General features: G+C 45.3%; 8 protein-coding genes, 2 tRNA genes and 1 rRNA gene. 6 read left to right on the top strand and 5 right to left on the bottom strand.

Translation table 11 applies throughout. The annotated features are described in order from the left end of the window. Window positions 1-93 precede the first annotated feature (93 nt). The 3 genes from ADP71_RS03585 to ADP71_RS03575 all read right to left on the bottom strand — a co-directional run bounded on the left by ADP71_RS03585 (window position 94) and on the right by ADP71_RS03575 (window position 1,896). Window positions 94-169: transfer RNA gene (locus tag ADP71_RS03585), tRNA-Ala, on the bottom strand. Between the two features lie 34 nt (window positions 170-203). Then, window positions 204-280, bottom strand: a tRNA-Ile gene (locus tag ADP71_RS03580). Between the two features lie 74 nt (window positions 281-354). Beyond that, a 16S ribosomal RNA gene (locus ADP71_RS03575) occupies window positions 355-1,896 on the bottom strand. Between the two features lie 680 nt (window positions 1,897-2,576). On the opposite strand from ADP71_RS03575, the gene ADP71_RS03570 reads away from it, so the two are divergent. Beyond that, window positions 2,577-3,920 carry a glutamine synthetase family protein gene (locus tag ADP71_RS03570; protein WP_104931523.1) on the top strand — a complete coding sequence of 448 codons (1,344 nt, stop codon included), beginning with the start codon at window positions 2,577-2,579 and terminating at the stop codon, window positions 3,918-3,920. 155 nt (window positions 3,921-4,075) lie between these two features. Beyond that, window positions 4,076-4,510 (top strand): PaaI family thioesterase, encoded by a 435-nt coding sequence (locus tag ADP71_RS03565; RefSeq protein WP_104931522.1) that lies wholly within the window; start codon window positions 4,076-4,078, stop codon window positions 4,508-4,510. A gap of 68 nt (window positions 4,511-4,578) precedes the next feature. Here ADP71_RS03565 and ADP71_RS03560 read toward each other — a convergent pair whose 3' ends face one another. Together ADP71_RS03560 and ADP71_RS03555 are read right to left on the bottom strand one after the other, a co-directional pair. Continuing rightward, entirely contained in the window at window positions 4,579-6,249 is a 1,671-nt protein-coding gene (locus ADP71_RS03560; RefSeq protein WP_171460893.1) for a glutamine--tRNA ligase/YqeY domain fusion protein, read from the bottom strand. Between the two features lie 330 nt (window positions 6,250-6,579). Next, window positions 6,580-7,434, bottom strand: coding sequence for a basic amino acid ABC transporter substrate-binding protein (locus tag ADP71_RS03555; protein WP_019958722.1), 855 nt, complete (start codon window positions 7,432-7,434; stop codon window positions 6,580-6,582). A 248-nt stretch (window positions 7,435-7,682) separates the two neighbouring features. Between ADP71_RS03555 and recC the strand changes: the two genes are divergently transcribed. Genes recC through recA form a run of 4 tightly spaced genes read left to right on the top strand, consistent with a single transcriptional unit; the run spans window position 7,683 to window position 16,220 of the window. Beyond that, window positions 7,683-11,048, top strand: coding sequence for an exodeoxyribonuclease V subunit gamma (gene recC / locus ADP71_RS03550; protein WP_171460892.1), 3,366 nt, complete (start codon window positions 7,683-7,685; stop codon window positions 11,046-11,048). Further along, window positions 11,038-14,676, top strand: coding sequence for an exodeoxyribonuclease V subunit beta (gene recB, locus ADP71_RS03545; protein WP_171460891.1), 3,639 nt, complete (start codon window positions 11,038-11,040; stop codon window positions 14,674-14,676). Before recC ends, recB begins: the two co-directional genes overlap by 11 nt. Before the next feature lie 56 nt (window positions 14,677-14,732). After that, the gene (locus ADP71_RS03540; protein WP_019958719.1) at window positions 14,733-15,155 is read left to right on the top strand and encodes a hypothetical protein; all 423 of its coding nucleotides are present in this window, start codon (window positions 14,733-14,735) and stop codon (window positions 15,153-15,155) included. A 21-nt stretch (window positions 15,156-15,176) separates the two neighbouring features. Next, a complete protein-coding gene (recA, locus tag ADP71_RS03535) occupies window positions 15,177-16,220 on the top strand; it encodes a recombinase RecA (RefSeq protein ID WP_019958718.1) in 1,044 nt (347 codons plus the stop codon). The last annotated feature ends 40 nt before the right edge of the window (window positions 16,221-16,260 follow it).

The raw sequence follows: 16,260 nt of genomic DNA, 5'->3' as shown, positions 1-16,260 counted from the left end.
AAGACTGAGAGTATATCATCTCTTTATTAAGAGTGAAATAAAAAACAGCGTCAGCTGTCAATCGTCTTTGATTTGCAAAGTATTTTAGTTCATTGGTGGAGGCAAACGGGATCGAACCGATGACCCCCTGCTTGCAAAGCAGGTGCTCTACCAACTGAGCTATGCCCCCAATGTTCCACAACCTTACTTGTTACCAAGTTTGATGGTGGGTCTGGGAGGACTTGAACCTCCGACCCCACGCTTATCAAGCGTGTGCTCTAACCAGCTGAGCTACAAACCCAGGTCGTTGCTACTTGCATCTTTATTTACAGTTTACCGATAAGTGTGAATGCGTTAAGCCTCTTCTATCTCTAGAAAGGAGGTGATCCAGCCGCAGGTTCCCCTACGGCTACCTTGTTACGACTTCACCCCAGTCATGAAGCATACCGTGGTAAGCGGACTCCTTACGGTTATCCTACCTACTTCTGGTATCCCCCACTCCCATGGTGTGACGGGCGGTGTGTACAAGACCCGGGAACGTATTCACCGCAGTATGCTGACCTGCGATTACTAGCGATTCCGACTTCACGCACTCGAGTTGCAGAGTGCGATCCGGACTACGATCGGCTTTATGAGATTGGCTCCACCTCGCGGCTTGGCTACCCTCTGTACCGACCATTGTATGACGTGTGAAGCCCTGGTCATAAGGGCCATGAGGACTTGACGTCATCCCCACCTTCCTCCGGTTTGTCACCGGCAGTCTCATTAGAGTGCTCAACTGAATGGTAGCAACTAATGACAAGGGTTGCGCTCGTTGCGGGACTTAACCCAACATCTCACGACACGAGCTGACGACAGCCATGCAGCACCTGTGTTACGGCTCCCGAAGGCACTCCTCCGTCTCTGGAGGATTCCGTACATGTCAAGACCAGGTAAGGTTCTTCGCGTTGCATCGAATTAATCCACATCATCCACCGCTTGTGCGGGTCCCCGTCAATTCCTTTGAGTTTTAATCTTGCGACCGTACTCCCCAGGCGGACAATTTCACGCGTTAGCTACGCTACCAAGAGCTTTTAATCTCCCAACAGCTAATTGTCATCGTTTAGGGCGTGGACTACCAGGGTATCTAATCCTGTTTGCTACCCACGCTTTCGAGCATGAGCGTCAGTGTTATCCCAGGGGGCTGCCTTCGCCATCGGTATTCCTCCACATCTCTACGCATTTCACTGCTACACGTGGAATTCTACCCCCCTCTGACACACTCTAGTTATCCAGTTTCAAATGCACGTCCCAAGTTGAGCTCGGGGCTTTCACACCTGACTTAAATAACCGCCTGCGCTCGCTTTACGCCCAGTAATTCCGATTAACGCTTGCACCCTACGTATTACCGCGGCTGCTGGCACGTAGTTAGCCGGTGCTTATTCTTTAGGTACCGTCATCACTCTTGGATATTAGCCAAAAGCTTTTCTTCCCTAACAAAAGTACTTTACAACCCGAAGGCCTTCTTCATACACGCGGCATTGCTGGATCAGGCTTGCGCCCATTGTCCAAAATTCCCCACTGCTGCCTCCCGTAGGAGTCTGGGCCGTGTCTCAGTCCCAGTGTGGCGGATCATCCTCTCAGACCCGCTACTGATCGTCGCCTTGGTAGGCTTTTACCCCACCAACTAGCTAATCAGACGTCGGCCGCTCAAATAACGCAAGGTCCGAAGATCCCCTGCTTTCCCCCGTAGGGCGTATGCGGTATTAGCCACTCTTTCGAGTAGTTATCCCCCATTACTTGGTACGTTCCGACGCATTACTCACCCGTTCGCCACTCGTCAGCAAGAAAGCAAGCTTTCTCCTGCTACCGTTCGACTTGCATGTGTAAAGCATGCCGCCAGCGTTCAATCTGAGCCAGGATCAAACTCTTATGTTTAATCTCTAAGCTTACTATTTAATTTCTGGTCTGCTTCTCAAAGAAAAAGAGCGAGAAATGATTAAAAATCATATCTTGTCTTTACTTCTTTAGCAGTGTGAGGCTCTTCGCACTCACACTTATCGGTAATCTGTTTTTTAAAGAGCTGTGCTGTGAAACTTGTGAAGCTGACCGTTTGGTCTGTTTCGTTTCTGTCTCAGCAGCGAAGAAACCGAATATTACAGAAACACCGAAAACCCGTCAACACCTAATTGTAAAAATATGGCTATAAAAACAAAATGCTATTGAATTTAAATAAAATTATTTTCAAATAGATTCCAAAATCATTCTAAAAAGTATCAAAGTTCACTCAATACTCACTTCATCACACACTTAACTGAAAAAGCACGGCCAAACCAAATCTACAATCAAACTCACCATATCCCATATCAAAGCGTCCTGTAATCCATGAAAACGTTCTTTGGTGTCATATACTATTTGTCTTGTCATGTTATTACAGGCATTGACTCTCTAAAATATACAATACATCTTCCCGACATGAACAAAATGATACAACTCATTCCATAAAGCCACCTTGTCAAAGATGAAAATATATCGCTATGATGGTTTGCACTTTAAGATAGATGCGTAGCATCGGTCTTAATACAATATCCCATATCATTTTCAAAAAGAGGTCTTGCATGAACCAAGCCGAACACATTAATCAATGGTTAGATGCTCACAATATTACTGAAATCGAGTGTTTGGTACCTGACATGAGCGGTACCGCTCGCGGCAAAATCATTCCACGCCACAAATACAATCCAGCAGAAGGCATCCGCATGGCCGAAGCTGTGTTCACCCAAACAGTAACAGGTGACTTTCCCGAAGAGGATTTTACCGATGTTGCCGATAACGACATGCGTTTGATTCCAGACCCATCTTCGTTGTGCTTGGTACCATGGGCCAAAGATCCCACTGCTGCCATCATTCATGATGCTTACAATTTCAAAGGTGAGCCAATTGAAATTGCGCCACGCAATGTTTTAAAACGGGTTTTAAAAGCTTATGCTGATTTGGGCTTAAAGCCGATTATTGCGCCTGAGATGGAGTTTTATTTGGTGCAAATTCAGCCTGACGAAGATTTGCCATTGGCGCCGCCTGTGGGTCGTACTCGCCGTACCGAAGCAGGCCGCCAAAGTTTCAGTATTGATGCCATGAATGAATATGGCGATATTTTTGATGTGATGTACGATTGGTGTGAGATACAAAACATTGCTTTGGACACATTGATTCATGAAATGGGTCCTGCTCAAATGGAAATCAACTTGGATCATGGTGATCCGCTGGATTTGGCTGACCAAGTGTTTTTATTCAAGCGCACCATTCGCGAAGTGGCATTGCAAAACAATATGTATGCCACATTCATGGCCAAACCGATGCAAGGACAGCCGGGCTCAGCCATGCATTTACATCAAAGCATCGTGAATATTGAAACAGGCGTGAACATTTTTGCCGACCCCGATACGGGCGAATCCACCGAAGTATTTTTCAATCACATAGCGGGCATGCAAACTTATTTGCCTGCTGCAATGGCATTTTTGGCACCTTATGTGAATTCTTATCGCCGTTTGAGCCGCTTCAGCTCGGCACCAATCAATTTGGAGTGGGGTTTTGACAACCGCACTTGTGGTTTGCGTGTACCAGAATCGAACGCTGCAGGTCGCCGCATTGAAAACCGTTTGCCCGGCGTGGATGTGAATCCGTATTTGGCTTTTGCTGCCAGTTTGGGTGCAGGGCTCCTTGGCATGCAGCAAAAACTCAAACCATCCGACGCTTTGGTCGGCAGTGCTTACGACAAAGCGGCCAACCTGCCACATCACTTGGATGATGCAGTGGCAGAATTGTTGGCGTGTGAACCTTTGGCACAATTATTAGGTCCACATTTTGTGCGTTGTTATGCGGCCATTAAAGAAACCGAGTTTGAAGAATTTTTCGAAGTGATTTCACCATGGGAACGCCGTTTCTTATTGTTGAATGTCTGAATGTGATTCGATTGCATTAAAAAAGCGTCCTGTAACATCACAGGACGCTTTTTCATATTGTGAATATCCAATCATCTCTTGTTACCCGCATCCCCATCATTTGTACATCACCGCATTCCATTTTACAATTGACACATCAAACAGAAAGGTCTCACATGAATTCAGCAGTCGACTACAGCGGCTTGGAATTTTTAACCAAAATCAAAAACGGCGAATTGCCCCACTCCAATATGGCAGCCACCACCGCCATGCGCTTGGTCAAAGTGGCACAAGGCACAGTGGTATATGAAGTCACGCCTGATGAGCGCCATTTGAATACTTTGGGCGGCGTACACGGCGGTTTGTATGCAACCGTAATGGACACCATCACAGGTGCTGCCATACACAGCATGTTGGATGCTGGCATTAACTTTGGCACTACTGATTTGAATTTGAAAATGTTGCGGGCAATGAAACCACACCACACTTACCGTGGCGAAGGCAAAGTCATCAGCATCGGGCGCACGCTTTTGACCGCCGAAGGGCGCATTGTCGATGAAAACGGCAAAATATATGCTTATGGCTCTGCAAGCTGCTTGGTGATTAAATAAGCGTCCTGTAAATCAAAAAAAGCGTCCTGTAAACCTTTACAGGACGCTTTGTTGATTTTCAAACACGATCAGAATGATTCTTTCAAACCAACAGTGCGGTTGAACACAGGTTTTTCAGGCGTATGGTCATAACGATCGGTCACGAAATAACCCAAACGCTCAAACTGATAACGCGATTCTGGCGCCAAAGTATTGGCCACAGGTTCAATCAAAGCGCTGACTTCGGTCACAGAATGTGGGTTTAAGAATTCGGTGAAGTTTTTGTATTCACCGTTTTCATCACGCACCGCATCTGGACGCTCTTGCGTGAACAAACGCTCGTACAAACGCACAGTCGCGTGTACCGCATGTTCGGCTGACAACCAATGAATCACACCTTTGACCTTACGGCCTTCTGGTTTTTTGCCCAAAGTGTCATGATCAATCGAGCATTTGAGCTCAATGACATTGCCCATTTCATCGGTCACCACATCTTCGCATTTGATCACATAGCTGTAACGCAAACGCACTTCACCGCCCACAGTCAAACGTTGCCATTTTGGCGGCGGCTCCAAAGCAAAATCATCTTGCTCAATGTAAATATGGCGTGCAATCGGAACATTGCGCTCGCCCATTTCTTCATGATGCGGATGAAATGGTGCGCTGCGGCTTTGGGTTAAGAATTCATCAAAATTGGTCAATTCAATTTTCAATGGGCTCAAAATCGCCATCAAACGCGGTGAAGAGTTTTCCAATTCTTCACGCACCGCGCCTTCTAACACGCTCATGTCCACCACATTTTCACTTTTGGAAATGCCAACGCGTTTAGAGAACAAACGCAAACCAGCAGGCGTATAACCACGACGGCGCATGCCTGCAATCGTTGGCATGCGTGGATCGTCCCAGCCTGAAACATGGTTTTCAACGACCAATTGGTTCAATTTGCGTTTTGAGGTAATCGAATACAACAATTCCAAACGTGAAAATTCGTATTGACGTGGGTGCGTTTGAATCGGGATATTGTCCAAAACCCAATCGTATAATGGACGATGGCTTTCAAATTCCAAAGTACACAATGAATGGGTGATGTTTTCAATCGCATCCGAAATCGCATGGGTGTAATCATACATCGGGTAGATGCACCATTTGTCACCTGTGCGGTGGTGGTGCACGCGGCGAATGCGGTAAATCACAGGGTCACGCAAATTCACATTGCCTGCTGCCATGTCAATTTTCAAACGCAAAGTCTTGCTGCCATCAGGAAACTCACCCGCACGCATGCGTTGGAACAAATCCAAGTTTTCTTCTGGCGTGCGATCACGATATGGACTGTTTTTGCCTGGCTCGGTCAAAGTACCACGGTATTGACGCATTTCTTCGGCGTTCAATTCGTCCACATACGCCTTGCCAGCTTGAATCAAACCGATGGCATATTGGTATAAATCTTCAAAATAATCCGATGCAAAATGCGGCTCACCTTGCCATTGAAAGCCCATCCATGTCACGTCCTCTTTAATAGAGCGCACGTATTCATCTGATTCTTTTTCAGGATTGGTGTCGTCAAAGCGCAAATTGCACAAGCCGTCGTACACAGTGGCCAAACCAAAATTCAAGCAAATGCTTTTGGCGTGACCAATATGCAAATAGCCATTAGGTTCGGGTGGGAAACGGGTTTGAATTTGTTGGTGTTTACCGCTGGCCAAATCGTCTTCAATAATGGTGCGGATAAAATGATTGTCCGCGAATTCTTCTTTGTTCATAAGCTCTGTATGTCTGTAAACAGTTAATGAAGATTGTACCTGATTTGCTGCCTCGCAGCATCTATCTGCACATCAATTACTCATTTAAAAACTTTATTTACCTCAAACGCTTGACTATACAAGCGACCTGAATTCACCTTCTTACAATCAAATCGACTGTTGATAGCCAATCTAAAACCCAATATAGCTTGGTAAAGACAAGAAAAAGTTTTCAAATCAATATGTGAATGATTTCATTTAATCAAATCAAAATATTGCCATTACAAGCGGCCTGTAAAATACCTTTTACGCAACAAAAAAGGGTGTCAAAGACACCCTTTTCATCTCATTTTAGTTTGTGGCGGAAGCAGCAGGCGCGGCTGCAGTGGCAAACCATTTCGCATAAATCTTATCATAAGTACCATCAGACTTGATACCTGCCAATCCAGTGTTGATTTTGTTCAACAAATCATCACTTCGGCCTTTTTTCACTGCAAAACCGTAATATTCTTTTTCAAATGTTGGGTCTACCAAAGTGCGCAACTTAGCGCCCGGATTATTGGTCACAAAGTTTTGTACCACGCCATTGTCACCGACAGATGCATCCACGCCACCTGCTAACAATTCTTTCAAAGCCAAAGGCATGCTTTCAAAACGCTTGATTTGCTTGCTGTCAGCGCCCATCAACTTTTGCGACACAATGTCACCTGTCGTACCCGTTTGTACCGATACCAAATGTTTGCCATTTTTCAAATCAGCAAACGATTTGATGTCTGCACCTTTGTTATCATTAATTGCAATCATTTGTGTGGCTTCAAAATACGGCTCAGAGAAATCCATTTGCGCTTTGCGTTCTTCGGTGATGGTCACACTTGAAGACACAATATCGCTGTCACCGGTATTCAAAGTTTCAAAAATACCTTCCCAAGGTTTGTTCACAATTTGGATTTTAATGCCTGCTTTATCGGCCACTGCCTGAATCACTTCTTGAGAAAAACCAATCACTTGACCTTTGTCATCTTGATACTCAAATGGCGCATAAGTGGCATCAGAACCCACAGTATAAACCACATTGCTGGTATCGGCTGCAGGTGCTGCGCCAGCTGAATTGGCAGGTGCGGCAGGCTCTTTACCACCACATGCACTTAACAATAGGGCTGCGGCAATAGTACACAAACTGAATGAGGTTTTTGAAATCATTTGCATCTTGTCTTCTCCGAATGGTTTTGTAAGTAGCAGCACTGTCTCAATTTTTTAATCAACACATAAGCTAAATCAACTCTGTTACATCAAGCTGTGTTTTTGGCAAATTATGTTGCACTATAAATTTTCACTGTGGGATGGTCAATGTTTGTGACTTTAAAATGACATATAATTTTTAGAGCCGCTCGCATTGCAGGCAAATGACAACAACGTCATAATGGTTTCTTATCAGTTTTGTAGTGAGTTTTTACATGTTGATTTTGCACCAATCTAACCGTCTTGAAAATTTGGCACAATCGTTTGCCTCTTTGCTACAAAACCTACCGATAAATGGTGTGTTCACACCTGAAACCATAGTCATTCAAAGTCAAGGGATGAAACGCTATGTCAACCGCTTTTTAGCATTGCACAATGGTATTGCTGCCAATTTAGATTTCAATTTGCCTGCACGATTTATGTGGAAAACCATGCAACAAAGTTTGGGACAATTGCCCAAAGTGAGCCCGTTTTCATCCACAGTTTTGCATTGGCGCTTGATGCAATTGTTCGAAAATCCACAATTCAAACAACAAAACAGCCCTGCCGCCCAATATCTGAGCAATTACATCGACAGCCGAGATGAGGCGTATTTTGATTTGGCATTTATCTTAGCCGACATTTTTGACCAATACATGGTCTATCGTTTCGATTGGACTGAGGCTTGGCAACACAATCAATTACTCGGCTTGGGCGCTGATGAAGCGTGGCAAGCCGATTTATGGCAGCAATTGACCGCTCAAGAAAGCCACCAAGGCGAACACCGTTTGCAAGTGTGGGAGCGTTTTTTAGAAGCTTTGCCCACAGCCAAGCTGCCTGAACGCATTTGGGTATTTGGCATTACTTCTATGGCGCCGATGTATTTGGACTTGTTTCGCCAATTGTCACAATACACCGATGTACACATTTTTGCGACCAATCCCAGTCAAGCCTATTGGGGCGATGTAATTGAACCCACTTTTTTATTGCGCAAATACGAATCCATGAGCACTGAAGAGGCGGCACAACACCAAGGTCATCCGCTATTGGCATCGCTTGGGAAACAAGGACGGGATTTTTTCAGTGCTTTAACCAGCGATATTGAATACGAATTTAGCTTAGACTTATTCCAAGAGAACGCCAATACGACTTTATTGGCTCGTTTGCAAAACGATTTGTTGCATTTACACAGTCCTCAAAACCACGCCACCGACCCCACACACAGCGGCCTGAACCATCCCGATTTATACGATGGTTCTATTGTCATGAACAGCGCACACAGTGCTTTGCGTGAATTGCAAATCCTCAAAGACCACATTATTCAGAATTTGGCACAAAACCCAACATGGCAATTGCACGACATCGCTGTTTTGACTCCGCAAGTTGATCCTTATTTGCCTTATTTAGAAGCGGTGTTTGGTCCCAATTGTCCCGATGGCAAACCTTTGGCATATTCGGTTTCCGATGTACGTTTGAGCCGCCAACAACCTTTGATGCAAGCCATTGAACAGTTTTTACATTTGATGGACAGCCGTTTTGAATTGTCCGACATGTTACCGTTGCTGGATACACCCGCTTTGCAACAACGTTTTGATTGGGATACCGATGACGTCGCATTGCTGCACACCACCATCCGTGAATTGAACATACGTTGGGGCTTGGATGACAATATGCGCCGCCAATTTGGTGGTGAAGGCGATGCGTTCACTTGGAGCCAAGCTTTAGAACGGGTGTGCATGGGTTGGATGTTGCCCCAAGGCAGCAGCCACATTGCATGGCATGAGTTGGTACCCTATGACAGCGAGCCGAATCATTGGGCCATCTTGGCGCAATTGAACCACTTGGTCAGCTTATTACAAAGCTACCACCAACAATGGCAAGAAGACACGGATATTGCCACTTGGGTCATGCGTTTACAGGACGCTATCAAAGAATTGTTTTTACCGCTAGAACGTGATGCGTTTTCTTTACAACAATGGCAACAAAATTTGCAAGAGTGGCAACAATACGCCGACATGGCGCAATACCAAGGCAAATTATCGTTTGCCATTGTCAAACGCCATATCAGCGCCTTCTTACAACAACAAAGCCAAGCAGGGTTTTTGCGTGGCGGCATCACTATTTGCTCGATGGTGCCGATGCGTGGTTTGCCGTTTCAAATGTTGTGTTTGCTCGGTATGAACGATGGCGAATTTCCGCGTGACACCAAAGCCCCCTCGTTTGATTTGATTTACCAAGATGCCCTCCACCACCGCATGCGCAAGGGTGACCGTTCTCGCCGCGATGACGACCGCTATTTGTTCTTAGAAACCTTGCTCAATGCCCGTTCGCAACTGTATTTGTCTTATATCGGCAAAAGCATTAAAAATGACGAACGCTTGGCGGCTTCAACAGTGGTTTATGAATTCATAGACACCATTGCATTGATGGTTGGCGCAAGCAGCCAAGATTTGATAGAAGGCGATGGCGAACAAGCGCCGTGGATCACATCCCATCCGTTACAAGCATTCTCACCCAATTATTTTGCGCCACAAGCCAAGGTTTACAGCTACCGCCAAGACATTGCCCAAGCTTTGAATGCGCCCGCCAAACACATCGAAGCATTCATCGATGGTGCTTATGAAAACCATTTACAAGCCTTACCGACTCAACATGAAGACTTGAATTTGCACATGCACGAATGGTTGGCATTTTGGCGCAATCCCACCCGTGTTTGGCTCAAGCAGCAATTGTCATGGCAAGACACCTACGCCCAAGATGCTTGGCCAGAGCAAGAATTGTTTGAACTAGACGCCTACGACAGCATGCCGCTATATGAGGCTTTTTATGATGCCCGTCGCCAACGCCAATCTTTGGAGCATGTGGCCGCGCAAATCTTGCAACGCAACCAAGTGCCTATGGGCAAACTCAGTCAATTACACATTGAAACCATTCAAAAACAAGTTTTGTCTATGCCAAGTGAATGGTTCCATGCTCCAACATTGCCCAACTTAGACCATGTCTTAGAACACCGCTTTCACGATGGCAGCCATGTACAATTGCAATTGAGCCTCAGCCATCGCACCGATTGTGGACAGATTTTTTGGTTTCATAAAACCCCGACTGCACCTGAAAAAATGGCAGCTTGGCTAGAGCATTTGGCCTTCTGCGCCATCGACCACAGCCACATTCCCAAAACCACCATCATCGCTTGGGCAGAAAATGCTTGGCAATGGCGGCCTGTAAATTCCGATGTGGCAAAACAATATTTACTCGAAAGTCTGATTTTGTTGCGTTTGGGCAAACACAAACCGTTGCCATTTTTTGCTCGTGCTTCGCTTGCCGCTGGCGAGGCGTGGTACAAACAAGCGAAAAAAACACCTGACGATGAAGCCATCATCCAAGAAGAATCCCGCAAAAAAGCCTATGTGGCATTTGCAGGCAATCATTTCAAAAGTGGACAATTGCAACAAGAAGAAGGCACCAATTTGGTCTATGCCCACAGCGAAGATTCGCCTTTAGACAGCCATTTATTCATGGAAGTGGTCAAACAAATGTGTGTGCCCATGTACGAATACATCGTGGCCATTGAAGATGCCGATAAGGAAACCCATGCAAGCTGAAACCTTCAATGCTTTGAGCATTCCCATCAACGCCACCAATTTGATTGAAGCATCCGCAGGCACAGGCAAAACTTGGAGTATTGCCGCGTTGTTTTTACGTTTGGTGTTACTCGAACGCATTGCTGTCGACAAAGTCTTGGTCGTGACTTTTACCAATGCGGCCACTGCCGAGTTGAAAACCCGTTTGCGCAGCCGCTTAGATGAAGCCTTGCGTGAATTAAAAGACTTGCCCGACGACAACGCCAGCGCCTTATTGGAAGAAATATATACACAAAAAAACGCTGCAGAAGATGCGCCAGAGTTTGAGCCATTTTTGTACGAGGTGTTGCAACTGGCTTTGCAACAAGAAGCTGCTTCACGTGTGCGTTTGCGTTTACAGGCCGCTTTAAACCAATTTGACCATGCGGGCATTTTCACCATTCATGGTTTTTGCCAACGCGTCTTGCGTGAATTTGCCTTTTTGTGCCAAGTGCCCTTTCAAATCAGTTTGTCAGACGATACCGCCATCGCCAAACAACGCATTGCCGCCGATTTTTGGCGCAAACATGTGATTGAAGACGAGCAACGTGCACGCTTGTGTTTTGAGCACAACATCACTTTGAACGATGCTTTAAATCGCATTCAAAATTGGTTTGGACGCTCTGAACACCACATCCAATTTCAATTGGCACAACCTAGCCATGCCTTAGAAGACTTACATGCCCAGTTAGATGAATTGGCGCAAGCCATATTGCTCCAATTGGAAGAATGGAAAATCTCGTTCACCGACATGCATCCAATGCTCAATGGCACCACGTTCAAATTACCGACTTATCTGACCTTGTTTGACGATTTGGCACAATGGCTGCCCCGCCAACAATGGCACAAAATCAGCAGCAAAGAAAAACACATTCTCAATTTACAGGCCGCTTATTTACAAGAAAAAACCAAAAAAGGCCAAGTTTTAAGCGATACACAACTCAATCAATTTGCACCATTACACCGTTTATTGGATTTGTGTCTGAGCCTTAAAACCGAACAAGACGCTTTATTTGACCAATTGCATTTGGATTTGTACCACTATTTGCTACCCAATTGGCAGCAAGAAAAACAACGAGTACAACAATTGGGCTTTGATGATTTGCTCACCGACGTGGCCAAAGCGTTGCAAGATGAAAAATACGGTTTGCATTTGGCTTCTTACTTGAGTGAACACATGTGGCAAGTGGCTTTGATCGATGAGTTTCAAGACACCGATCCTTTGCAATATGGTATTTTTGACACCATTTTCCGCCAACATCACAAACCTGTGTTTTTGGTCGGTGATCCCAAACAAGCAATTTACCGCTTTCGTGGTGCAGACATCCACGCTTATTTGCAAGCCAAACACGAAGCCAACCGCTTGTATACGTTGGACACCAACCGCCGCACCCACCAACAATTGGTCGCCAGCATCAATGCCTTATTTTTGAACAAAAACAAACCCTTTTTATTGGACGATATCGATTACATCGACGTACAGGCCGCTCGTGCTGACAGCCGCTTGTTACCCAATGACACACCGTTGGAAATCCAATGTTTGTTGCAAGGCGATGAAACTTATCTGAACAAAGAACAAGCCAAACCACGCGCGGCTTTGTATTGCGCATTGGACATTGCACGGCATTTGGCGTTGAGCAGCCAAGGCAAACTGCAATACGATGGCGGCCCCTTACAAGCCAAACACATTGCAGTATTGGTTCGCACTCATGGCGAAGGCGAATTGGTACAAAAAGAATTGCGCAAAGAAGGCATTAGCAGCGTGATCTTGAGCCGTGACTCGATTTTTGCTTGTGAACAAGCCAAGCCTGTATTGAGTTTGTTGCAATGGTGGCAAGCACCACAACAACAAGGCTTGTTGCGTTCGGTTTTGGCCAGCGATTTGCTCAACTACCGCAGCAGCGATTTAATGCGTTTGAACCATGCCGACTCACAAGACGAATTGATTGGTTGGATGGAAGATGCATTACAAGCACAACAAGTCTGGCAACAGCGTGGTGTGTATGCCGCTTGGCAAATGTTCGATAAAAAACGAGGTATCAGCGCAGACTTTTTAAGACGCAATGACAAGCGCGGCTTGACCAATGTGCAACAATTGTTTGAATTGCTCGCCAAAGAAGAAAGCGAGCGTTTTGGTGCCGCTTCATTGATTCAATGGCTCAACGAACAAGTCAGCCAACAAACCCATGGCGAAGCGTATACTTTGCGTTTGGAGAGCGATGAAGAATTGGTGAAAATTGTCACCATGCACGCATCAAAAGGCTTGCAATACCCTGTCGTTTTTTGTCCATTTGTATGGGACCATCGTGACTTTAAAACGTCTGAATTCAATATCGTCCATCAAAATGGTCAAGTGCGCATCGTCAGCGAATATTGCTTGAGTCAAGACGATGAAGTCAGTTTGATTGAAGACGAACGCTCGGAAACCTTGCGTTTATTATATGTGGCGTTCACACGTGCCGAAGAAAAATTGATTTTGTCTTGCAGTTTGCTCAAAGACAATGGCAGCGCCAACAATGTCTTGCACCATTTGATTGCCGGCGAGCCCGACCACTCATGGGAACAAACTCACGCCTTATGGGCCAATGCAGGCAAAGACAAACGGGTGTGGTATCAAGACTTGTGGTTGCAATGGGCGCAAAAATACCATGTCAATTTATTGTGGCGGCCTGAACAACCAGAATACTCAGGTTTGATACAACAACAGATTCAGCGCACCGAATACACCGCATTGCAAACAGCATTGCCATTTTATCGTTTTCAAGAATACACCAGTTTCAGCGGTATCAGCCGCCATATCAGCCATCTTGCCATGGATGAATTGGTGCCTGAAATCGATGTGGGTGAATTACAAGACGATCAAGTGGTATTGGATGAAGAGACAGTCTTGCCTGAAGCGCACGAATTTGATATTTTTCATTTCCAGCGCGGTACAGATGCAGGCTTATGTTTACATGCTTTATTAGAACACACCGATTTCCAACAATCGGCCATCAGTCAAAGCGATGTATACGCACCGATTTTAGAGCGTTATCACATTGATGAATCATGGCAGCCTGCGCTCTATGCTATGATTGATGCCACTCGTTTGGCACATTTGGATGCAGATGTTTGTTTGGCTGATTTACCTCCAGAGCAATGTTTGGCGGAGATGGGTTTTGTGTTGAATGTCAATCAATTTACCGCAGCCGACATCCAACAATGTTTGTTAGAATCGCATTTACCATCGGCAATCAAACAGGCCGCTCAAGGCTTGCATTTTCGTGATGTGATGGGTTTTTTAAATGGTTTTATCGACTTGGTTTGCGTGAACTTAGATGGCAAAGTGTATGTCATCGATTACAAGTCTAATCATTTGGGTATGTTGCCCAAAGATTACCATACCAATGCTTTGAATCTTGCCATCAATGACCACCATTATTATTTGCAAGCTTTGATTTATGCCATTGCTGTCGGTCGTTATTTGCGCAGTCGCCACTTTGATTTTGACGCCATTCACATACGTTATTTGTTTTTGCGTGGTTTACAGCCTGCGAGCGAACAAGGTGTATGGCGTTGGGACATCGGCATAGATGAGTTAGATAAAATTGACGCTGTACTTGCTTCATGACAATATCAACCTACTTATTTTTTTAATTATCAAGCAACACAAAGGACACCCACCACATGAAAAAACCTGAAGAAATCATCATGGCCGTCTTAGCGGCTTTATGGGTGGTTCTGACTTATTTTATTTTAAATTATTTTGGCGTGCGCACCGAAACCACCTTGACTATTACGGGTTTGACCTTACTTTGGTCTATAGTCACATTTGTGTTTTGGCAAAAAAACTTGCTCACGTTTATTTGGCCTGTGTTCGTAGGTTTACTGGTCGCTTGTTGGTGGCCTTGGTTTGACTGGTTTGCAATGAAAGACGTCATCGACCAATCACGCATTGGTGATACTTTGTTATTAACCCGTCCATGGTATGCCACTTGGGGCTTTAAATTCACAATCGCCATCGTACCCATGATCATCGGTTATGTGGGCGTATGGAAGTTGGCTCAACGTCGCAAGCAAAAAGCCTCACCACAAAATTTATCGGCTTAACAGTTACAGAAAGATTGCACCATGTCAGAAGACAAAAGTAAAGCCTTAGCCGCCGCCTTGGCGCAAATTGAAAAAAGTTTTGGCAAAGGCGCTATCATGAAAATGGATGGCAGCCACAAAGATGAAAACTTAGAAGTCATTTCGACAGGCTCATTAGGTTTGGATTTGGCATTGGGCGTAGGCGGTTTGCCTCGCGGTCGCATCGTCGAAATCTATGGTCCTGAGTCTTCAGGTAAAACCACGCTGTGTTTGGAAGCCATTGCACAATGTCAAAAAGCAGGCGGTGTGTGTGCTTTTATTGATGCGGAAAATGCGTTTGATCCTGTGTATGCACGTAAATTGGATGTCAAAGTAGAAGATTTGTTGGTATCGCAACCTGATACTGGCGAACAAGCTTTGGAAATCTGCGACATGTTGGTACGCTCAGGCGGCGTGGATATGGTCGTGGTCGATTCGGTTGCGGCATTGGTTCCTAAAGCCGAGATTGAAGGCGAAATGGGTGACAGTCATGTCGGCTTACAAGCGCGTTTAATGAGCCAAGCCTTGCGTAAACTGACTGGCAATATCAAGCGCACCAACACTTTGGTGGTCTTCATCAACCAAATTCGCATGAAAATTGGTGTGATGTTCGGCAGCCCAGAAACCACGACTGGTGGTAATGCGCTGAAATTCTACGCATCGGTGCGTTTGGACATTCGCCGTACTGGTCAAATCAAAAAAGGCGATGACATTTTGGGCAATGAAACCCGTGTCAAAGTGGTGAAAAACAAAGTGGCACCACCATTCAAACAAGCTGAATTTGATATTTTGTATGGTCAAGGTGTCAGTTTAGAAGGCGAAATCATCGATATTGGCGTGAAATTGGGGATTGTCGAAAAATCAGGTGCTTGGTATAGCTACAATGGCAGCAAAATCGGTCAAGGTAAAGACAATGTCCGCTTGTGGTTGATTGAAAATCCTGCGATTGCCAATGAAATCGAACAGAAAATTCGCAAAGAAGTGGGTATCAATCCCGACAACACCGAAGGTGTGTTGGATGAAACCGATGGCGAACAACCTCATTAATCCATAATCCATCTAAGCTTTAAACCAAGCGTCCTGTAAG

Source organism: Vitreoscilla sp. C1 (assembly GCF_002951955.2).
Taxonomy (GTDB): domain Bacteria; phylum Pseudomonadota; class Gammaproteobacteria; order Burkholderiales; family Neisseriaceae; genus Vitreoscilla; species Vitreoscilla stercoraria.
Note: the sequence above shows the minus strand (reverse complement) of the source record. Positions and strands in the feature narration are given on the sequence as shown.